At 47.8% G+C, this 19909-nt stretch carries 19 protein-coding genes; 8 read left to right on the top strand and 11 right to left on the bottom strand.

From position 1 onward, the window contains the following. Window positions 1-107 precede the first annotated feature (107 nt). Window positions 108-2450 carry a TonB-dependent receptor gene (locus tag ACYVI1_RS10910; protein WP_460910513.1) on the top strand — a complete coding sequence of 781 codons (2343 nt, stop codon included), beginning with the start codon at window positions 108-110 and terminating at the stop codon, window positions 2448-2450. Between the two features lie 42 nt (window positions 2451-2492). Here ACYVI1_RS10910 and ACYVI1_RS10905 read toward each other — a convergent pair whose 3' ends face one another. Continuing rightward, window positions 2493-3632 carry a cystathionine gamma-synthase gene (locus ACYVI1_RS10905; protein ID WP_460909839.1) on the bottom strand — a complete coding sequence of 380 codons (1140 nt, stop codon included), beginning with the start codon at window positions 3630-3632 and terminating at the stop codon, window positions 2493-2495. Between the two features lie 88 nt (window positions 3633-3720). Between ACYVI1_RS10905 and ACYVI1_RS10900 the strand changes: the two genes are divergently transcribed. Next, entirely contained in the window at window positions 3721-4392 is a 672-nt protein-coding gene (locus tag ACYVI1_RS10900) for a TVP38/TMEM64 family protein (RefSeq protein ID WP_460909835.1), read from the top strand. Here ACYVI1_RS10900 and ACYVI1_RS10895 read toward each other — a convergent pair. After that, window positions 4373-5179 carry an alpha/beta hydrolase gene (locus ACYVI1_RS10895; RefSeq protein WP_460909832.1) on the bottom strand — a complete coding sequence of 269 codons (807 nt, stop codon included), beginning with the start codon at window positions 5177-5179 and terminating at the stop codon, window positions 4373-4375. The two genes, ACYVI1_RS10900 and ACYVI1_RS10895, sit on opposite strands and share 20 nt — an antisense overlap. A gap of 30 nt (window positions 5180-5209) precedes the next feature. Between ACYVI1_RS10895 and ACYVI1_RS10890 the strand changes: the two genes are divergently transcribed. From ACYVI1_RS10890 to ACYVI1_RS10880, 3 genes are all read left to right on the top strand, one after another. Continuing rightward, complete coding sequence (locus tag ACYVI1_RS10890) at window positions 5210-5665, top strand: MaoC family dehydratase (protein ID WP_460909829.1); 456 nt, start codon at window positions 5210-5212, stop codon at window positions 5663-5665. Between the two features lie 80 nt (window positions 5666-5745). Then, window positions 5746-6915 (top strand): acyl-CoA dehydrogenase, encoded by a 1170-nt coding sequence (locus ACYVI1_RS10885; RefSeq protein WP_460910511.1) that lies wholly within the window; start codon window positions 5746-5748, stop codon window positions 6913-6915. Between the two features lie 173 nt (window positions 6916-7088). Continuing rightward, entirely contained in the window at window positions 7089-8015 is a 927-nt protein-coding gene (locus ACYVI1_RS10880; protein ID WP_460909826.1) for an AraC family transcriptional regulator, read from the top strand. Window positions 8016-8080: 65 nt separating this feature from the next. Here ACYVI1_RS10880 and ACYVI1_RS10875 read toward each other — a convergent pair whose 3' ends face one another. From ACYVI1_RS10875 to ACYVI1_RS10855, 5 genes are all read right to left on the bottom strand, one after another. Further along, window positions 8081-8515: an energy transducer TonB gene (locus ACYVI1_RS10875; protein WP_460909823.1), complete on the bottom strand. Its 435-nt coding sequence runs from the start codon at window positions 8513-8515 to the stop codon at window positions 8081-8083. Between the two features lie 4 nt (window positions 8516-8519). Beyond that, window positions 8520-9269: a phosphoglycerol geranylgeranyltransferase gene (locus tag ACYVI1_RS10870; RefSeq protein ID WP_460909820.1), complete on the bottom strand. Its 750-nt coding sequence runs from the start codon at window positions 9267-9269 to the stop codon at window positions 8520-8522. Continuing rightward, on the bottom strand, window positions 9253-9792 hold the full coding sequence (locus ACYVI1_RS10865; protein WP_460909817.1) for a hypothetical protein: 540 nt from the start codon (window positions 9790-9792) through the stop codon (window positions 9253-9255). The genes ACYVI1_RS10870 and ACYVI1_RS10865 overlap by 17 nt, the downstream gene beginning before the upstream one ends. 91 nt (window positions 9793-9883) lie before the next feature. Beyond that, on the bottom strand, window positions 9884-10300 hold the full coding sequence (locus ACYVI1_RS10860) for a phage holin family protein (RefSeq protein ID WP_460909814.1): 417 nt from the start codon (window positions 10298-10300) through the stop codon (window positions 9884-9886). A gap of 232 nt (window positions 10301-10532) precedes the next feature. Then, the gene (locus tag ACYVI1_RS10855; protein WP_460909811.1) at window positions 10533-10919 is read right to left on the bottom strand and encodes a TraR/DksA family transcriptional regulator; all 387 of its coding nucleotides are present in this window, start codon (window positions 10917-10919) and stop codon (window positions 10533-10535) included. A 335-nt stretch (window positions 10920-11254) separates the two neighbouring features. Between ACYVI1_RS10855 and ACYVI1_RS10850 the strand changes: the two genes are divergently transcribed. Further along, window positions 11255-12529, top strand: a complete 1275-nt coding sequence (locus ACYVI1_RS10850; RefSeq protein WP_460909808.1) for a Glu/Leu/Phe/Val family dehydrogenase — start codon at window positions 11255-11257, stop codon at window positions 12527-12529. Window positions 12530-12626: 97 nt separating this feature from the next. Then, complete coding sequence (locus ACYVI1_RS10845; RefSeq protein ID WP_460909805.1) at window positions 12627-13292, top strand: phosphatidylserine decarboxylase family protein; 666 nt, start codon at window positions 12627-12629, stop codon at window positions 13290-13292. A gap of 65 nt (window positions 13293-13357) precedes the next feature. Here the strand turns inward: ACYVI1_RS10845 and ACYVI1_RS10840 are convergent, their stop codons facing one another. Next, window positions 13358-14164, bottom strand: a complete 807-nt coding sequence (locus ACYVI1_RS10840; protein ID WP_460909802.1) for an SMP-30/gluconolactonase/LRE family protein — start codon at window positions 14162-14164, stop codon at window positions 13358-13360. Window positions 14165-14366: 202 nt separating this feature from the next. On the opposite strand from ACYVI1_RS10840, the gene ACYVI1_RS10835 reads away from it, so the two are divergent. Further along, window positions 14367-16022, top strand: coding sequence for a GMC family oxidoreductase (locus tag ACYVI1_RS10835; protein WP_460909799.1), 1656 nt, complete (start codon window positions 14367-14369; stop codon window positions 16020-16022). A gap of 77 nt (window positions 16023-16099) precedes the next feature. Here ACYVI1_RS10835 and ACYVI1_RS10830 read toward each other — a convergent pair whose 3' ends face one another. The 3 genes from ACYVI1_RS10830 to ACYVI1_RS10820 are packed head-to-tail and all read right to left on the bottom strand — an operon-like array spanning window position 16100 to window position 19903. Next, the gene (locus ACYVI1_RS10830; RefSeq protein WP_460909796.1) at window positions 16100-17200 is read right to left on the bottom strand and encodes an alginate O-acetyltransferase AlgX-related protein; all 1101 of its coding nucleotides are present in this window, start codon (window positions 17198-17200) and stop codon (window positions 16100-16102) included. Between the two features lie 56 nt (window positions 17201-17256). Next, window positions 17257-18408, bottom strand: coding sequence for an alginate O-acetyltransferase AlgX-related protein (locus tag ACYVI1_RS10825; protein ID WP_460909793.1), 1152 nt, complete (start codon window positions 18406-18408; stop codon window positions 17257-17259). A gap of 49 nt (window positions 18409-18457) precedes the next feature. Further along, entirely contained in the window at window positions 18458-19903 is a 1446-nt protein-coding gene (locus ACYVI1_RS10820; RefSeq protein ID WP_460909790.1) for an MBOAT family O-acyltransferase, read from the bottom strand. Between the last annotated feature and the right edge of the window lie 6 nt (window positions 19904-19909).

Raw genomic sequence — 19909 nt, 5'->3', positions numbered from 1 at the left:
GCCTATCGTCACGCTTTTTCGTTATGAAAAAACCGACGAATGGACCGGTCGGAAGGCCGCGTCCCCGCCATTGCGGGCATTCTATCTATCTTGTTTTTCTCGTGGCCATGTTATGGCTATCGACCCTGCCCGCCTGGGCGCAGTTATCCATTTCGGGCACAGTCAACGATGCTGATGGGGGTACCTTGCCTGGTGCGGCTGTCGTTATCGAAGGCACGTACAAAGGCACGTTTACCGATGCTCAGGGTGCCTTTCAACTTACGAATGTAAAGGCGGGACCGATTTCATTGCGGGTATCCTTATTGGGTTATGAACCCCAGACGCAGACGGTTGACCCCGTCCACACCGTCAAACTTATGTTTACTTTATCCAAAACAGCGGTGGCCGTTGATGAAGTTGTCGTTAGTGCGACGCGGGCGAATCAAAAATCAGCCATTGCCTACACCGATGTTACGCGCCGGGACTTAGATAAATTAAATTTAGGTCAGGATATTCCGCAACTGCTCAACTTCACGCCCTCCATTGTAACCACCTCCGACGCCGGGGCGGGCGTTGGCTACACGGGCATTCGCATTCGTGGGTCCGATGCCACGCGGGTGAACGTTACGCTCAATGGCATTCCCTACAACGATGCCGAATCGCAGGGGACGTTTTTCGTGAACATGCCCGATTTTGCTTCATCGGTGAGTAGTGTGCAGATTCAGCGGGGTGTGGGTACATCGACCAATGGCGCGGGTGCTTTTGGCGCGTCGGTGAATATTCAAACTAACAAGCTGGAAGAGAAACCTTATACCGAAACGAACTTGGCTGCCGGGTCGTTTGGTACGCGCAAGGTGAACGTGCTGGCTGGAACGGGCTTGCTGAGCAATCATTTTGTTCTGGATGCCCGCCTGTCGAAAATTTACTCAGATGGCTACATCGACCGGGCATTCTCGGACCTGAAATCGTTTTATGTATCAGGAGGGTATTATGCGAAGAGAAGTTTTGTGCGGCTAAACATCTTTTCGGGTCAGGAGAAAACCTACCAGGCCTGGAACGGCGTACCGGAAAATCTGCTAACGACGAATCGGACCTACAATTCGTTTACTTATGATAACCAGACTGATAACTACCAACAGGATAATTATCAACTAATCAGTTCGCATGAGTTAAGTAAGAACTGGCGGACGAATTTGTCTTTCTTTTACACGAAAGGTCGTGGCTATTATGAAGAATTTAAGGGGGGCGACCTATATAGTAACTATGGCCTGCCCAATGTTGTAATCGGTGATTCGATACTAACGCAGACCGATTTCATTCGGCGGTTGTGGTTAGATAATCACTTCTATGGCACCGTTTTCTCGTTCGACTATACGAGTTTCGGTAAACTAACGGCCAATATTGGTGGGGGGTGGAATCAGTATAAGGGTGAGCACTTTGGCGAACTTATCTGGGCGCGGGTAGCCGGACCTACCAACATTCGCGACCGGTATTATACCGATAAGGCCGCCAAAAAGGATTTCAACCTGTACGCCAAAGCTTTTTATCAGGTAAGTAAATCGCTCAACGGCTTTCTGGATTTGCAGGTGCGGAGAATAAGTTATTCGTTCCTGGGTTTTAACAGCCAATTACAGAATGTGCAGCAGAATGCCACATTGACGTTTTTCAATCCGAAAGCTGGCTTAACCTATACACTCAATGACCGGAGTACGCTCTACGCATCGGTCGGTGTTGGGCGTCGCGAACCGAACCGCAACGATTACACCCAATCGACGCCGGAGAGCCGCCCAAAAGCCGAACGACTGATTGACTATGAAGCGGGTTATAAAGTGCAGACCGAGAAAATTGCTTTCACGGCCAATGCCTATTACATGAATTATCAGAATCAGTTGGTGCTTTCAGGGCAGTTAAACGATGTTGGGGCCTACAATCGGGTGAATATTCCAGTCAGTTACCGTGCCGGGCTGGAACTCGAAGCAGGTGTCCGGTTAGCCAAACAACTGCGCTGGAACGTGAATGCAACGGTTAGTCAGAACAAAGTCAGGAACTTTACGGAGTATGTAGACAATTTTGACAACGGCACTCAGGAAAGCCGTCAATACAGCCAGACCGATATTTCATTTTCTCCGAATGTCATCGCTGGGTCGCAGTTGCTGTTTACGCCCGCGAAGGGGCTAGAACTCGCCTTACTCTCGAAATATGTGGGCAAGCAGTACCTGGACAACACCTCGAATGACAGCCGGAAACTGAATCCGTATTTCACAAATGACATCCGTTTGATTTACAGTCTAAAAACAAAATTCGCTCAGGAAATCGCGTTTACGCTGCTGTTCAACAATATTCTGAACGAACGCTACGAGTCGAACGGCTACACGTATGCGTATATCTCCGAAGGAAAAATAGCTGCCGACAACGGCTATTATCCGCAGGCCGGGCGGAATTTTCTGGCGGGGATTCGGGTGAGATTCTAATAGCTGAGGACTTTGACAAAGTTCAAAACTTTGTCAAAGTCCTCAGCCAATCGCCCGCTCCAAATCCTGAATTAAATCCTCTACATCTTCAATGCCAACGCTAAGCCGGATGAGCGTGTCTTTCAGTCCGTTACGCTGACGTTCTTCTTTGGGAATGCTGGCGTGGGTCATGCTGGCCGGGTGCGTGCAAAGCGACTCGACGCCCCCCAGCGACTCGCCCAGCGAAAACACCTCAAAACTTTCCATCACGCGCACGGCTTCGGGCATCGAATCGCCTTTGAGTTCAAAGGAAAGCATACCGCCGAAGTCACGCATTTGCTTTTTAGCCAGGTCATGACCAGCGTGCGACTCCAGACCAGGATAATATACCTGGCTTACCTTAGGGTGCTGTTGCAGATACTGAGCAACCTTCATGGCATTCTCGCAGTGTCGTTGCATTCGAACGTGCAGGGTTTTAATGCCACGCAACACCAGAAAACAGTCCTGTGGTCCCGGCACGGCCCCACAGGCGTTTTGAATGAAAGCTAACCGCTGGGCGGTTTCGTCGTCGTTCAGGACAATGGCTCCCATCACTGTATCGGAGTGGCCGCCGAGGTATTTCGTAACCGAGTGCATTACCATGTCGGCCCCTAAATCGAGCGGGTTTTGCAGATAGGGCGATGCAAACGTATTATCGACGACGAGTTGAATGGTATGCTGTTTCGTAATGGCGGCAATGGTAGCAATATCCACCAACCGAAGCAGCGGATTCGTCGGCGTTTCAATCCAGACCATTTTGGTGGTGGGCGTAATCAACGCTTCCAGATTGTCTGAATCCGACAAATCGACAAATTTGAATTTGAGGCCAAATTCCTGAAATACGCGCACCATAATGCGGTAGGTGCCGCCGTAGAGGTCATTGCTGGCAATAATCTCGTCGCCGGGCTTGAACAGTTTCAGAATAGCGTCTGTTGCGCCGAGGCCCGATGCGTAGCAGATGCCATGTTTACCGTTTTCAAGCGCAGCGAGGTTATTTTGCAGCACCGTTCGGGTAGGGTTCTGTGTCCGGGCGTATTCGTAGCCTTTATGCTTGCCCGGCGATTCCTGCACGTAGGTTGAGGTTTGGTAGATGGGTGTCATGATGGCGCCCGTTGTGGGGTCCGGCTCAATACCGGCATGGATGGCTTTGGTTCCGAATTTCATGCTCAAAAGTAGCGAATAATGTAACGTGGCCGGGCTGGCATACCTGTGGAAATCAAACCACAGCCACCCTTTCCCCGTTTGATTACTTGTGGAATCAACTCAGTTAAAAACAGTTGCCGGACCGGCCTTTATCGGCATCATTTTATCAGCGACACCCATCGTTTTTACGTCTGTGCTTACTTACGTTGCGGTGGTTCAGGAAGCTACCATTTCAGGCTTTACGGTCTGGCAATGGGTAGGCATTACAATTGCCTGCGCCATCACGTCGGCAGGATTGACTCCGCCAACCATGCTGGCTTTGATTTTTGGGTATTTTCTGGGCTGGCAGGCCATTTTACCCATGTTTGTCATCAACTTTGGCGGCATTCTGTTCATCAATCTCCTTGTTCGCTGGATCGACCACGATCGCTTTCTGGCTTATATTCGCCGAAATCCAAAAGCTCAATCGGTGCTTGACCGGATTCTGACCAACGAATTACAGGTCATCTTTTTTGCCAAACTCTCGCCTATCCTCCCTTTCGGGCTAACAAATTTGCTGTTCGCGCTGTCGGGCGCGAAACTCAGAAATATTTTACTGGGTGGGTTTCTGGGCATGACGCCCCGCACCTTACTGGCTATCTGGTCGGGGCACGAAGCCCGCGAAATCAAAACGTTGTTAGAAAACCCAAACCAAAGTACCTGGACGCAGGTGATTGTCGTCGGCCTGATTATGGCCTCAATTATCGGGCTTTGGCAGGTTATCAAAAAGTCGTTAAAGTAGTGTCCAGGAGTTCAATCAGGTGATTATGCCCGGTTTGCAACACCGTTAGTTCATAGTGCCGCAGCCGTTTTGTGAGGGGAAGAATAAAAGAGCCTGGTACAATTTTGTCGAACGCACCGGTGAAAAAACGCACGCGTACTGGATTGGCATTCAACACATTGGCGAGTTTCGTCAACTCTGGATCTATCAACCGAAATTGCGTCCAGGTTTGGTAGACCAAGGCGCGTTGTTCGGAGGTGGCCAACGAAATTTCGGCAAAGCGCATAGCCATTCGATTGAGTAAGCCTAAGCGAGTCAGCGCATGACCCGCTGTTATTAATATGGGCAAATGATGCAGCACATAACCAAACAACCACCGCCCCACGCCTGAACTCGTTGCCAGCCGATACCAGGGAATGTGCGTAATGCCATCGGGGGCAATGAGAAAAAGTTGGTCAAGCCGGTCTGCGAAAGCTTCTGCCGTGACCAAAGTAAATCGCCCACCGAGGCTAAACCCCATTAGCGAAAAGCGTTCTATATTTTGGGTCTGTAAAAAAGCGGTGATATACCGTTGCCAATTGGCTTTTGTAAGGAGTTGATTCGTGGCGTAACGGCTCCGTCCGTGAAAGAATAAATCAATGGAAAAGATAGTGAATTGTGCTCCCAGCGATGGCTCCAGGGGCATAAATATCCGATTACTCTGCCCAAACCCATGAAAGGCCAGTAATATAGCAGGACCACTCCCAAACTTTTGATAGCCCAGTTGATTACCTTCTACAGTAAACGTGTGAACTTTGGTTGCATTCATACCAGCAAAGTTCATAAAACCCGAACACTCATGCTAACCTTTACCAATCTGGCTGAATTTTCGGCCCATGCCGGACAGTCACTCGGCGAAACTGAATACACGACCATCACCCAGGAAATGGTCAATCTTTTTGCCCAAGCCACCGGCGACCACCAGTGGATTCATACTGACCCCGAACGGGCTACTCGCGAATCACCCTATAAAACGCCAATCGCTCATGGCTTTCTGACGCTTTCGTTGGCCCCCAAACTACTGGCCGAACTCTACCGGATTGAGTCGGTGAAGATGGGCATAAACTACGGAGCGAATAAAATCCGGTTTACAAACGCGGTTCCGGTGGGTAGCCGTTTGCGTATGAAAGCATGGGTGCATCACGTTGAACCTCAAGGAAATACTACACGAGTTATTGTCGAATGCGTGTTTGAAGTGGAGGGAAATCACAAACCCGCCTGCATAGCTGAGTTAATTACCTTGTTTGTTGAGTAGTATGCACGCATACCATTAATCCAACAATTTCCTACCTTTACCATATAATCGGCAGACGCATCCAATTAACACATTTAATGATGGCAACGGCAGCAGCAGAGCTACAGGGACTGAACTTTAATTTATCGGAGGAGCATCTTGCCGTGCAGGAAGCGGCCCGCGATTTTGCCCAAAGCGAACTTTTACCCGGCATAGTTGAGCGCGACAATGAAGCCCGCTTCCCGGCAGAGCAAGTCAAGCGTATGGGCGAACTGGGGTTCTTGGGCATGATGGTTTCGCCGGACTATGGCGGAGGTGGCATGGATACCGTGTCCTACGTACTGGCGATGGAGGAGATTTCCAAGATTGATGCGTCGGCGTCAGTAATCATGTCGGTTAATAACTCGCTTGTTTGTTACGGTCTTGACGCCTACGGTACCGAGGATCAAAAACAGAAATACCTAACTCGCTTGGCTACTGGCGAAACTATCGGCGCCTTTTGCCTGTCGGAGCCTGAAGCAGGCTCTGATGCTACTTCCCAGGCTACCACCGCCGACGATAAAGGAGATTACTATGTCGTGAACGGGACAAAAAACTGGATTACAAACGGCAACTCGTCAGGCATTTGTCTGGTCATTGCCCAAACCGACCGCGAGAAAAAACACCGGGGCATCAATTGTCTGATTATTGAGAAAGGAACGTCTGGTTTTGTGGTGGGTAAAAAAGAAGATAAAATGGGTATTCGGGCATCTGACACCCATTCGCTGCTCTTCACCGACGTGAACGTGCCCAAAGAAAACCGCATTGGCGAAGACGGCTTTGGCTTCAAATTTGCGATGACGACCCTGAACGGGGGCCGTATTGGCATTGCGGCTCAGGCGTTGGGTATTGCCGCCGGAGCCTATGAACTCGCATTGAAATACAGCCAGGAGCGCAAATCATTCGGTAAGCAAATTTTTGAGCATCAGGCGATTCAGTTCAAATTAGCAGAAATGGCGACGAAGATAGAAGCCGCCCGGTTACTGGTTTATAAAGCTGCCCGGCTTAAAGATGAGCACAAAGATTACGTACAGGCTGCCGCAATGGCCAAGTTATTCGCGTCGGATGTGGCCATGTGGGCCACCACCGAGGCCGTGCAGATTCATGGTGGCTATGGGTATGTAAAAGAATTTCATGTTGAGCGGCTCATGCGCGACGCAAAAATCACTCAGATTTACGAGGGTACATCTGAAATCCAAAAATTAGTGATTGCTCGGGAGATTATACGATAGCCTATTTCAGCCTAAAATAGAATTTTTCCAATCAGATAATGCGTGTTCATACTGAATACGCATTATTTTTTTGATTTTTTTGGAAATATTTATACTTGTATTAGTTTTGTACAAATTATTAGTTTTGTGCAAATTTAGTGAAGTTCTGATTTACGCACCTACTCCTTTCAGCTATGGAAGATTATAATAAAATAATCGAATCGTTGGGCGTGAAGTTCATCAAAGCCCGCAATATTCGGATTTTGCAGCCGATTACGATAAAAAATTTTTACGATGTCGAGAATACGCTATTGATTTTATACAATGGTGATGTGTCCATCGGTGATGAAAAAATAAAGGTAGAGGTAGGTGATATGCTATTTATTCCGGGCGGCAAACACGTTACGGTTACCTATGGCGACCCGTCAAATCCAAAAACTGTCTCGAATGAGGAGTTTATGACTCATCGGGAATCCTATTGGGAAGGTAACCATGACCCCAAATTAATCAGTCACCTGCCCAACTCATTCGGCTACGTGTCGTTTGAAGCCAAAGTATTTGATTCGGTTAATTTCTTTAACTCGCTCGATGTACCGCCATTTATTATAAAGCGGCAGGAACATTTAGCCACCACCATCGACCAGATTTTGGCCGAGGACATGACCGATCTGGCGGGTAAAGGGCGAATTATTAAGATTAAAACGGAGGAGATTGTTATTGAAGTTGTTCGGTACATTCTCAAAAATCACCTGTTTGTCGAGCAGTTAGTTACCAATAGCACCTATTTTAAAGACCCGCGCCTGATTGACATTTTCGCCTATATCAAAGAAAATCTTGGGGGCGACCTGTCGAACAAAGTGCTGGCTAACGTAGCGAACGTTTCTGAAGATTATGTTGGGCAGTACTTTAAAATGCTAACCGGTATTAATCCGCAGGATTATATTGAGTACCAGCGCATGGAAGCGGCAGTAGGCTTACTCAGAACGAGCAAAAAGAGCATCCGGGCTATCGGTGCCGAAGTGGGTTACAAAGATACCGCTTACTTTTGCCGTCGATTTAAGATGATGTTTGGTATTCCAGCCGGTAAAATGCGCCGTCGGGAATCGCTGATGAATGTGTAAAATCAGTAATAAGTAGTAAGTGGCTGGAGCGGAATAAAACCTCTGCGTCAGCCACTTATCACTTATTAAATATTCACTTCAATGGGTAGCGTATAGAATACGGGAACGGCTTTGCCACCCACCTCACCCGGTACCCATCGGGGCATTTTTTCGATTGCCGCAATGATGGTGGCCATAAAACCTTCCAGTCGTTTAAATGTTTTTTTGTCAAGCGGTTTGGTCGTAACCCGAACATCGTGTATATAGCCGAGTTCGTCAATAATAAATTTAGCGGCTATTGGACCGGCATTGTAATTCTTACGTATCATCGAACCCGTAACCTGTATATTTTCCGCTAAATAACGGCTTAGAGCTGCTTTTCCACCTGGAAATTCAGGGTCCTGTTCAACAACGGTATAAACTTTTCGGCTGGTCGATTGAGCACCAGCCTTATGCTGAACAAACAGACAGGTGAACGCTACCAGAATTAATTGTAGCCATACACGGGCAAAACTTTTCATAAGATTAGGCTTGTAGGACAGATTGATTAAACGCCCGAACCACAGTCGACAATTGCGGCAACAGGTCGGGGTCCTGTTCAATGCCGTTCCCGATGACAATCATATCGGCACCCGCTTTTAGGGCCGCATACGCTTTTTCACCTGAGTTGATACCTCCCCCAACGATAATGGGCAGGTCAACTACGGCCCGGACGGCAGCAATCATTTCGGGCGATACGGCCCGGCGTGCACCACTGCCCGCATCTAAATACATCAATTGGAGACCCAGCATTTCGCCAGCCATAGCCGTACAGGCAGCCACACCGGGCTTATCGTAGGGAAGGGGCATCGTCCCGCTAACGTAGGAGACGGTTGTTTGCATGCCACTATCAACAAGCATGTACCCTGTTGGCAGAATTTCGAGGTTACTTTTCCTGAGCAAAGGAGCCGCAATTACATGCTGACCAATAAGAAACTCTGGATTTCGGCCTGAAATGAGTGATAAAAAGAAGATAGCATCAGCTGATGGCTCAATATGCAGCGGATTGCCGGGGAATAGAATGATGGGCGTATTTGTATAGTGACGAAGTGTGGTAATGACTTCTTTATGAGCATATTGGGTTACCAGACTACCCCCAACCAGAAAAAAATCGACAGGATAGTCAGTAGTGCGAATTAATAAGTTAGCCAATACGTCCTGCTCGATTTTGTCAGGATCGAGCAGGACGGCGAAGGCCTTTCGGCCAGATAGCTTGTAATCACGAAGTGTAGTCAACAGGCTGGGTTGGTGCCTGTTCGTGGTATTCGGTTGGTTCGGCAGTTGGGTTGATGGCATTATTAGTACGAATGCGGGCTAAGAATCCAGTTAGCTGCTCACGAGCAATGTTGGTTAAAACCGATGTAACAATTCCACCAATGAGACCGCTCGCGGCTGCCGACTTCTGCATTTTATTGGCCTGCTGCCTGGCAACTTTGCGATTGGACGGATGGGGAGCAACTTCGTCATCCTCATTAGCTTCATCCGCATAGTCATCAAAATCATCGTCATCCAGATCGTCGCGTTCGCCGTATTTCTCGGCATATCGGTATTCATCGGATTTTGGCAAAATGGCATTTATAACCAAATATACGGCTAAAGCGGCACCTGCGACAAATGCAGTTGTTTTACCAACTTCAGTAGCATCATCTTTGATAGAGTCTACACTATCAGAAATTGAGGTTTTGAACCGCTCAGTAGCAGCCATTAACTGAGCACGGCGGGCCGTCGTATCAGCGAATAATATCTTGGGGTCTTCCATTTGTCCTGCTAATTTTTAAAATAGTCAATCAAATACTGATAGCTTAGTAGACTCTTTATCAAAGCCTTACAGGGTTAATAAACGCTTTTGGTTAGTTCCCAGGCTCATTCATGGTCGAGCGAGCCTGGGCCATTAATTCTTCAACAGCCTCCGACTTCTCTTCGTGTTTTTTCTCCTGACTTTTTTTCATGGCGCTATAAGCTGCTCCACGGATTTTCGATTTAAAGAAATCTTTAGCGGCTACCCACAAAATTGTTAACAGCAGAAAGAAAGCAGCTACGATTAAAAAACCGACATACCGACTCTCAGTTACTTCGTTTAGGTAAGCCGCCAGCAAACTAAACAAAAACACCATAGTCAGTGTGCTCAGCAACCCTAAAACAATGCCGTGAACACCAACAACGACACCTTCTTCAAGTTTGCCACGGCTCTCCAGTGTAAATAGTTCGATGCGGGCTTCCAGATAGCGAAATATATTTTCCCGAATTTCTTCCAGGCGTTCCAGCATAATAATTGATAGTTAAACTTTGCTTGCCGTAATGACAAAAAAACAGGTATTTTGTTTAAGAAATGTAGGTTTTGGCTCCGGCTCTATCAAGATAACTCCATTTTCATCGAAATGTCTTGCCTATGCATAAAAAAGCAGCTTTGGGGCTTCCCAAAGCTGCTTTTTTATGCATAGGCAAATACTACATCAATTATCCTAATTGATAGTACGCTATGTTGAGTGAGCGCTTGTCCTACCTTGACTGACGCAATTTAGCTTCTATTGTCTGCTGTGTGTGTGGCACCGCCCGAAGCCGCTCTTTCGGTATTAGCTTGCCCGTATCTTTGCAGATGCCGTATGTACCGTTTTTAATGCGTACCATAGCTGCATCCAACTGCTGAATAAATTTTTGTAGTCGGGCGGCTAATTGGCTCAAATTTTCGCGTTCGCTGGTATCGGCGCCATCTTCCAGCAATTTAGAATTACCGGATGTATTGTCGGTGCCGCTGTCGTTGCGTTTACTGAGCGTTTCTTTAATATAGTTCAACTCAGAGCGGGTGCCGTCGAGTTTCTGGCCAATCAGCTCTTCGAATTCCTTTAGATCTTCTTCTGAGTATCGTTTTTTCTCTTCCTGAACCATAGCATGTATAGTCGTTTAATGGTGTGCTATTGTTTTGGGCACAAAATTAATGGTTTATGATTGGTTTATCAATGAACCTATAAACTATAAGTACTTTTTTTTAGAATTTATCCATCTGCCTTTCTCGCATTTAGCAGATTAATATTCGGTTCCCTGCACTAATCATGAAAAACTCTTTGGATTAGAAAACAAATATTTAACAATTCTACTGAATTTGGATAATTATAATAATCAAAGAAAAAATATACTTTTCAGCATGTAATTGGTTGATTCGCTAAGTTTGCAACACACTTCACAACAAATTTTGTTTTTAAAACAGGCATTTAGCTAAAGTCATGGGATATATTGAACCAGCTCCGATAAAAGATAAAGAGAATCCACTTGAGTCGATGATGTCTCGTTTCGATGCTGCAGCCAAACTGGTGGGCATCTCCGACGAGATGTACGACATTCTAAAAGTACCAGCCCGGCAAGTGATTGTTGGTCTGCCCGTTACGATGGATAATGGAGCCATCAAAGTTTTTGAAGGCTACCGGGTTATTCACTCCAATATTCTGGGACCCGCCAAAGGCGGCATACGGCTCGATCCGGCAGTACACCTCGACGAAGTTCGGGCATTGGCCGCCTGGATGACCTGGAAGTGCGCTGTTGTCGATATTCCGTATGGCGGTGCGAAAGGGGGGATCGCCTGCAACCCGCGCGACATGTCGGCGGGCGAAATTGAGCGACTTATTCGCCAGTACACCGTTGCCATGCTCGACGTTATTGGACCTGACCGGGATATTCCGGCCCCGGATATGGGCACCGGCCCGCGCGAGATGGCCTGGATTGTGGACGAGTACTCGAAGGCAAAAGGAATGACGGTCAACAATGTGGTAACGGGCAAACCGCTTGTGCTGGGCGGATCCCTGGGACGCACAGAGGCCACAGGTCGAGGAGTTACGGTGGCCGCTCTGGCAGCCATGGATAAATTGCGGATGAACCCCTACCGCGCTACGGCGGCCATCCAGGGATTTGGCAACGTAGGGTCGTTTGCGGCTGAACTGCTCCATGAGCGGGGGGTTACGGTGGTGGCGGTGAGCGATATTTCGGGCGGTTATTACAACAAAAGCGGTATTGACATTACCGCTGCCGTCAGCTACCGGAACGCCAACAAAGGAACCCTGGAAGGCTTTGCGGGCGCCGAAAAAATTACCAATGAAGAATTGTTATCGCTGGCCGTCGATGTGCTGGTACCGGCCGCAAAGGAAGACGTGATTACTGACGACAATGCGGGGTCGATTCAGGCCAAAATGATTGTGGAAGGCGCCAACGGACCAACATCAGCCAGCGCCGATGAGATTATTAATGGCAAAGGAATTTTAGTTGTACCTGATATCCTGGCTAACGCAGGTGGCGTAACAGTCTCCTATTTTGAATGGGTGCAAAACCGAATTGGGTATAAGTGGACACTTGACCGAATTAACCGCCGGGCCGACCGTGTGATGAAAGATGCATTCGACCGGGTTTTTGAAACCTCGCAGCGCTATCAGGTACCTATGCGCTTAGCCGCTTATATTGTGGCTATTGATAAAGTAGCCAGCACCTATAAATACCGGGGCGGCTACTGATTTACGCCAATATGTATGATGTATGATGTATGGTGTATAATTTTGCCCATACTGGCCACGCCATTAATACATCGTACATCATATCTCATCCATATTCATGCGCTTACATCGCGAAGGCACCACGATAATGCTGACAACCGGGCTGGTTCTGCTGGCTCTGAATCTGCTCGCTTATATTTATCTTTTTTCGGATAATCCGACCGCAACTACATTGCTGGCGATCATTAGCCTGGTTTTGTTGGTGCTGGTCGTTCAGTTTTTTCGCATTCCAACCCGTGTGCTCACTACGGGCGACACTCAGGTTATTGCCCCCGCCGATGGTAAAGTTGTTGTTATTGAAGAAACAGAAGAAAGCGAATATTTTAAGGACCGCCGGCGGCAGATTTCCATTTTCATGTCGCCCCTCAATGTTCACGTCAATCGAAACCCCGTATCGGGCATTGTTCGGTATTTTAAGTATTTTCCGGGTAAGTATTTAGTAGCCTGGCATCCTAAATCAAGCACCGAGAACGAACGGACAACAGTGGTCATTGAACTGGCGAGTGGTGTGCAGGTTCTGTTTCGACAGATTGCCGGGGCAGTGGCCCGGCGCATAATATGGTATGTGAAAGAGGGCCAGCCGGTTAAGCAGGGCGACGAGTTTGGCTTTATAAAATTCGGCTCGCGGGTAGATGTTTTTCTGCCGTTAGATGCTGCTATAAAAGTTAAAATCGGCGACGTGACCAAAGGGGGCGTAACCGTAATAGCCGAACTGAAGGAATAGTACAAAGTGAAAGTAGCATAGTCTCTGTAAACGCACCTGCTGCGCTACTTTCTTTATTTCAGCAGCTACACAAGTATGCTTAGCAACTCTCCCCGTTCGGTCTCGGTGACGATAAGACCCAGTTCGCCTGTTGGGTCGAAAAAACAGTTGGACGGATTCTGGCCGGGTAAATGAATGTCGCGAATCGGCTGACCATCTGCTGAAAACACCCGAATAATACCCTCTCCAAATACCGCTACATACAGGTTTTTGTCAGGACCAACAACCATACCGTCCGGGCCGGGCATCTTCGCTCCGGCTGGAGCATCCGTTACTGTCGCCCAGACGTGCAACGTCTCCCAACTCAACGCTTCCGGATCCCAATAGCCCCCCCAAATTCGTTGCTCATGCGTTTCGGCAATCAACAGCGTTTGCCGATCGGGGTAGAATTCAAGCCCGTTGGGATAGGTTAGCCCTTCGGCAATCACATCAATAGAGCCGTTAGCCGTATACACTGCCACATAGCCTGATTGCTGCCCATCGGGTGGACCGGGGCAGGTGATGATCAGGTTGTTATGGCTATCGAAGAGTAAATCGTTGGGGTGATCAAGCGGTTGTCCGCTGATGTGGCTTACGACAGTATCAATACGACCCGTGTGAATATTCAGACGACGGATGCTGTTTTCACCCGAATCGCAGAACCAAAGCAGACCTTGATGGCAAACCATCCCGTTGGGTCGCCCGCCTGTATGAACACGTTTTGTATCACCCTGTTTCGATCGGCAAAACAAGCTGCCACCCTCCTGCTCCACACACCAGAGATTACCGTCTATATCAAACGCTGGCCCTTCGGGAAAGCGCAATCCTTTGGCTAATACACGTACATCATCCATTTCAGTAGCTGTATTTTATTCATCACACACACCCTGACAACACCATTTGAATAAACACGCCGTAGTAGTTAAATAAAAAAGCCCGTCTTTTGTTTATAAACGTTAGGGTGCAAAGCGATAAGTTCCAGAGCAACTCCTTCATCGACGCCTTACACGTTTGCTATTCTTTTGTGCATAATGCGTTTACGCTTAACTTTTGATTATGGTTTTCGACTATATCATTATTGGTGCCGGATCAGCGGGCTGTGTGCTGGCGAACCGGCTCTCTGCCGACCCCGCCACGTCGGTGTTGCTGCTCGAAGCGGGCGGACCAGATACAAAAATGGAAATCCATATTCCGGCAGCTTACGCCAAGCTTCATAAATCGACGGTCGACTGGGGCTTCTGGACCGAGCCACAATCCGCCTTGCAGGGCCGTCGAATGTACCAGCCTCGTGGTAAAACACTTGGCGGCTGTTCGTCGACCAACGCCATGGCCTATGTTCGTGGCAATCCTCTCGATTACGACAACTGGGCTGCCCTGGGTAATCCAGGCTGGAGTTATCAGGAAGTACTACCATATTTCATTCGGTCGGAGCACAACGAGCAATATGACCAGCTCGATTCGCGCTATCATGGCCGGAGCGGCCCCTTGAACGTTACCTTTGCCACTCGATTTCAAACGCCTTTGGCGAATGCGTTTGTCGAGGCTTGCGCTGAGTCGGGCATTCGGTCTAACACAGATTATAATGGGGCCACACAGGAAGGCGCGGGTTTGTTCCAGTTTACAATCAAAAACGGGCGTCGGCACAGTGTGGCATCGGCATTCCTAAAACCGGTGCTGAACCGTTCAAACCTAACCGTCCTTACGCACGCCCATACAACGCAGCTTTTACTCCAAACTGACCGTGTAACGGGTGTCGAGTTTATTATCGGCAAAAACCAAACCCAGCAAGCTACGGCCCGCCGGGACGTTATTTTGTCGGCGGGTGCGTTTCAATCACCACAACTCCTGATGCTGTCGGGCATTGGGCCGGTCGACGCACTCCGTTCGGCAGGAATCCAGGTGAAAAAAGAGTTACCCGGTGTGGGTCAGAATTTACAGGATCATGTCTTTACGGGCGTTAGCAGTTTAAGTTCGCAGCGAGGTGTATCGGCAAATTCCTATCTCAAGCCGCTGAATCAACTAAAAGGGCTGGCGCAGTTTTTCATAAACCGGAAGGGCCCCTTGACCACAAGCCCGCTCGAAGCCGTTGCGTTTCTGAAAACGGGAAGCGGGATTACGGAGAGCAATTCAGCCGTTCCTCTCCAGGACCGAATCGACATGCAGTTTCATTTTGCACCGGTTCATTTTGGCAATGACGGAAAAGCAGATTTTTACGACGACAAAACCTATCCACGCTCCGACGGCTATACCATTCTGCCCACATTATTGAAACCCCAAAGCCGGGGGCATATTGGCCTGCGGTCGGCTAATCCACTCGATGCGCCCGTTATTCAACCCAACTACTTAGCCGACGAAGCCGACCGGCTGGTGCTGATTAGCGGCCTTCGGAAAGCAATTGAAGTGATGCAGGCCGACGCATTCGGGTCGTTTAGCCAGGGAATCAATTTGCCACTCGTTCACCAGTCCGACGACGACCTGTGGCACCATATTCTGGCCGTACTCGAAACGGTGTATCACCCGGTTGGTACGTGCAAAATGGGGCCGGCATCTGACAACATGGCTGTGGTTGATGCCAATCTTCGGGTGCATGGGATCGAGGGGTTACGCGTGGTCGATGCCTCTATCATGCCGACCATTGTGGCTGGTAATACCAACGCGCCCGTTATTATGATTGCCGAGAAAGCGGCTGATTCAATCCTGGGGAGGAAATAGTCGGTATATGGAAGTAAGCGAACGCAGTGGAATGGGTAAACCAAGTCGACTGTCTCAGTCCGTTACTTACTTCGTCATCAGAAAGTGGCCAGTTTGTCGATGTTTCGTTCGACAATTTCGATAACCACTACAGCCGGTTGTTGGACTCTGAGTACGGCAGGGTCCAGTTTACTGTCCCGAATAAAATAAGATTCCCGAAAATAACCCGGCAGGAACGCCATCATGCTGTGACTGAATGAATCGCCAATGAACAGCAGCCGGTCGGTAGCCGGGCCTGCGAAACGGGTGGATGGGAAATCTAACTTAGGACTCTTCTCAACGGCAGTCTGTTTTCCCGCCCGGCTGGCAATGGGTTTAATGTAATAATAAACCGGGTCGCTCATCTGCTCCTGAAGCATAAGCATTGTGCTCAGATCGCCACTTAACCCGCGCTGCTTTTCGATGTGAAAATCTGACTGGCGAACAGGCGGCATCATGGGCAGGTCCTGCCGAATCCGGTTCAACAGGGCCGCACAACCGACCAGGGTTCCATAATCGTTCCAATGTGTATCGGTTTGGTAATAAACGACATTGTCTTTTTTAGCAGCCCGTAACGTATCGCGAATATCCACAAAGGGCACATTCGTGTGTTGCATTGCCGCTTTAAGCACATCCAAACGGGATGGACCTGTAGACGCCTGCAACTGGTTGGGCAGGTATTCGGGATAAATGCTATGCGAATCAGGGGCAACGAATACGTACAGGCGGGTACCCTGCCGGGCTAATTCCTGTTGGAGGGATGCCAGATGGGTAGCCATGATCCGGGCCGAGTCGGCAGAGAGCGGCAAAAAACCCCGGTGCTGGTCGACTACCCGATTATAGCTATTGCCCAGATAAAGCCAGCCGTTTTTACCGATGACTACTTTTTCGGGCAACGGCGATTGGCGCAGCACCTTAAATTTCCAGCGGCTATAGACATAAAACAGCGCATTTCGCCAGCCAAAACTCTCCTTGTAATACTGGTCAAACTGATGGGAAAAATTTCGAACGTGCGGGAAATTCAACGCGGGCATTTCTTTCAATTGTCGATTCTCGGTACTGCTAAATCCCGCCGACAGCCCTGATACTTGACCAAACGTGGGTAAAAGCATCATGATAGCGAAGAGGATGGCCGTAATACGGGTAATAGTATTATTCATTTATAGTGCTAACGAGATGGAGTAACTTACTGTTTAGCAAGTATCGTTATTCTGTATTATAACCTGGCCAGATCAGTTAAATTCCGCTCAACAATCACAATGACTACAGCATCTGGTTTTTCGGAACGAATTAATTCTTTTTTAAGGGAGTTGGTATATACAAAATAAGATTCTGAGAAATAGCCTGGCACAAATTTAGCCATGGCGAAACCGAATGAATCGCCCACTAACAATAAGTTGGGTAAATTTTTATTTATACTAACAAACCGTTGCGATGGAAGTTTCATCGGACTGCTTTCCCTACTTTCTGTTTGCCGGGATTTTAAATAGCAGGGAGGCTGTATGCTGTAGTTGACCGAATCTGTAATTTCCCGATTCAGGGCCAGCATGGTAACTAAATCTCCGCCAGCGCCTTCTTCAGCCCGAATTTTATAGTCCTGTAGGATAGGCATCGGCATGCAGGGAAAGTCCTGCCGCACCCGCCTGATGGCGGTCAGGCTTGCAATCAGCGCACCATAATCATTCCAATGAGTATCCGTTTGGCAATAGGTCAGGTGGGTGGATTTAGCATTCCGCAAGGCCACCCGAACGTCAATAAGCGGAATGGTTGTGTATTTTGCCAGGTGCCGCTTTAAACAGTCAAAGTTAGAGTTTAGGGGATTCCGCCGTATATAGGCTGGCAAATTCTCAGGGTATATCGTGTAGGAGTCCGGCGCAACCATTACGTAAAAATGAATGCCCAGCGTAGCCAGTTCCTGCTGGTGAGTTGTCAATCGGCTGGCAATTGCCTGCAGCGTAGCGGGGGTTATTGGTAATAATCCCTGATGTTGATTTGCTACGTTATTTAAACTGTTTCCGGGATAAAACCAGTTGTGTTTGCCAAGAATAACTTTTTGGGGCAATGGCGAAACGTCCATCAGCCGGTATTTTAGCTGGCTATACTGATAAAACAGCGCATTTCGCCAGCCAAAATTTTCTCTATAATATTGATTAAATTCGTGAATATACGTTTTTACGTGGGGGAAATTAAATGTTGGAAAGGGGGTTAAAATTCGTTTCTCGGTACTTTTGAAACTGGACGAAAAACCAACCCACTGGTCAAAGGCAGGCAAGAGCATACTAATTGCAAAGCCAATGCCGGTAAGAAGAACACGATACCGATTTGGCTTCGGCTCTTTATTAAGCTGGTTTTGATAATTTATTTCCATATTTTTTCACAAAAATTGATTTTAATAAAACAACTAATTAACTGTTTTATTAAAACCGAAAATAAATGAATGGATTATATGTGTCAGCGGCTAAATACATAACAGCCATAATAAATAAACTAAACAGACTGACAACGTATAAAGTGCTTACAAGATGGCGCATTAGTGGGTAGACCAATCGTGCGTCCAACCGCAGCAAAGCCCGCTGAAAATGATGATAAACCGGCGTTGCCAGTACGACTCCAATAAGTAATGAGATACTGTTTTCTGTGTTCAGGAAATAGGCTACCGGATAAAGTAATTGAGCTGATGTATGGCTGCCAAAACCTATCATTTTTTGCAGATAAGTTAGGGCCGACGTCAAGGTTTCAGCCCGAAAAAATACCCAGCCTATCAGCACGACCAAAATCGTATATCCGTGTGCAAAAGGTGACCAGATGCGGTCCAGACGTTTGCCAAAGCCAGCCCGTTCAACAAGCAGAAACACACCATGATACAGGCCCCAGACAATGAAATTCCAACTGGCTCCGTGCCATAACCCTGTCACAAAAAATACAATCAGAAGATTACGATAGGTGCGCGCTTTGCTGCCCCGATTACCCCCCAGTGGAATGTATACATAATCGCGGAACCAGCTCGATAGCGATATATGCCAGCGTCGCCAGAAGTCCTGAATGGACGTGGAAATATAGGGGTAGTTGAAGTTTTCCTTAAAATCAAAACCAACCATTTTGCCTAAACCAATAGCCATGTCGGAGTAGCCAGAGAAGTCAAAATAAATTTGCAGGGCATAGGCTATGATGCCAAGCCAGGCAGTTTCCCAGGAATAGCTGTCGGAAGGTGCATTGAAAATTGTATCAGCTAAACTGGCAAATGTATTAGCCAGGAGTATTTTCTTAGCAAGTCCGATAATAAACCGCTCAGCGCCAATGCCAAATCGCTCAATCGTAGTTGTGCGGTCTGCGAGTTCGGGAGCAATATCGGCATAGCGAACAATTGGCCCGGCAATCTGATGCGGAAACATGGCCACATACGTTCCATAATCCAGAAAGCTACGATTTGCCCGAATGCGTCCCCAATAAATATCAAGTGTGTAGGAAATACCCTGAAACGTATAGAAACTGATACCAATAGGCAATGCAATTTGCGTTATTGTTAAATTTTCAGCAATTGGCAGTCCAAATGATTCGGCAAAACCCTGGAGCGAATTAACAAGAAAGTTGGTGTACTTATAATAAAACAGAAGTGATAAACTGCCGCTCAAAGACAACAATAAACCAGCCTTTCGCTGGCCTTTTTCCACCAGCCGACCGGCAACAAAATTAATAAAGGCGGACAACAACAATACCAACACGACAAGTCCTTCACCCCACGCATAAAAAAGCAGGCTTGCGGCAAACAGAAACGCATTATGCCATCGTTTGGGTAATAAATAATAAACAAGTAAAAAAGATGGCAGATAGAGAAACAAAAAAATTGCTGAACTAAACAGCATAGTGCC

This window comes from Spirosoma areae, assembly GCF_054781775.1.
Note: the sequence above shows the minus strand (reverse complement) of the source record. Positions and strands in the feature narration are given on the sequence as shown.

Bases quoted from the DNA above. Each gene is read 5' to 3' on its own strand.
- ACYVI1_RS10885 (WP_460910511.1), top strand. From the start codon at position 5,746: ATGGCAACGGCAGCAGCAGAGCTACAGGGACTGAACTTTAATTTATCG.
- ACYVI1_RS10855 (WP_460909811.1), bottom strand. From the start codon at position 10,919: ATGGTTCAGGAAGAGAAAAAACGATACTCAGAAGAAGATCTAAAGGAA.
- ACYVI1_RS10880 (WP_460909826.1), top strand. From the start codon at position 7,089: ATGGAAGATTATAATAAAATAATCGAATCGTTGGGCGTGAAGTTCATC.
- ACYVI1_RS10890 (WP_460909829.1), top strand. From the start codon at position 5,210: ATGCTAACCTTTACCAATCTGGCTGAATTTTCGGCCCATGCCGGACAG.
- ACYVI1_RS10905 (WP_460909839.1), bottom strand. From the start codon at position 3,632: ATGAAATTCGGAACCAAAGCCATCCATGCCGGTATTGAGCCGGACCCC.
- ACYVI1_RS10875 (WP_460909823.1), bottom strand. From the start codon at position 8,515: ATGAAAAGTTTTGCCCGTGTATGGCTACAATTAATTCTGGTAGCGTTC.
- ACYVI1_RS10835 (WP_460909799.1), top strand. From the start codon at position 14,367: ATGGTTTTCGACTATATCATTATTGGTGCCGGATCAGCGGGCTGTGTG.
- ACYVI1_RS10850 (WP_460909808.1), top strand. From the start codon at position 11,255: ATGGGATATATTGAACCAGCTCCGATAAAAGATAAAGAGAATCCACTT.
- ACYVI1_RS10895 (WP_460909832.1), bottom strand. From the start codon at position 5,179: ATGAATGCAACCAAAGTTCACACGTTTACTGTAGAAGGTAATCAACTG.
- ACYVI1_RS10860 (WP_460909814.1), bottom strand. From the start codon at position 10,300: ATGCTGGAACGCCTGGAAGAAATTCGGGAAAATATATTTCGCTATCTG.
- ACYVI1_RS10910 (WP_460910513.1), top strand. From the start codon at position 108: ATGTTATGGCTATCGACCCTGCCCGCCTGGGCGCAGTTATCCATTTCG.
- ACYVI1_RS10820 (WP_460909790.1), bottom strand. From the start codon at position 19,903: ATGCTGTTTAGTTCAGCAATTTTTTTGTTTCTCTATCTGCCATCTTTT.
- ACYVI1_RS10830 (WP_460909796.1), bottom strand. From the start codon at position 17,200: ATGAATAATACTATTACCCGTATTACGGCCATCCTCTTCGCTATCATG.
- ACYVI1_RS10865 (WP_460909817.1), bottom strand. From the start codon at position 9,792: ATGGAAGACCCCAAGATATTATTCGCTGATACGACGGCCCGCCGTGCT.
- ACYVI1_RS10845 (WP_460909805.1), top strand. From the start codon at position 12,627: ATGCGCTTACATCGCGAAGGCACCACGATAATGCTGACAACCGGGCTG.
- ACYVI1_RS10825 (WP_460909793.1), bottom strand. From the start codon at position 18,408: ATGGAAATAAATTATCAAAACCAGCTTAATAAAGAGCCGAAGCCAAAT.
- ACYVI1_RS10840 (WP_460909802.1), bottom strand. From the start codon at position 14,164: ATGGATGATGTACGTGTATTAGCCAAAGGATTGCGCTTTCCCGAAGGG.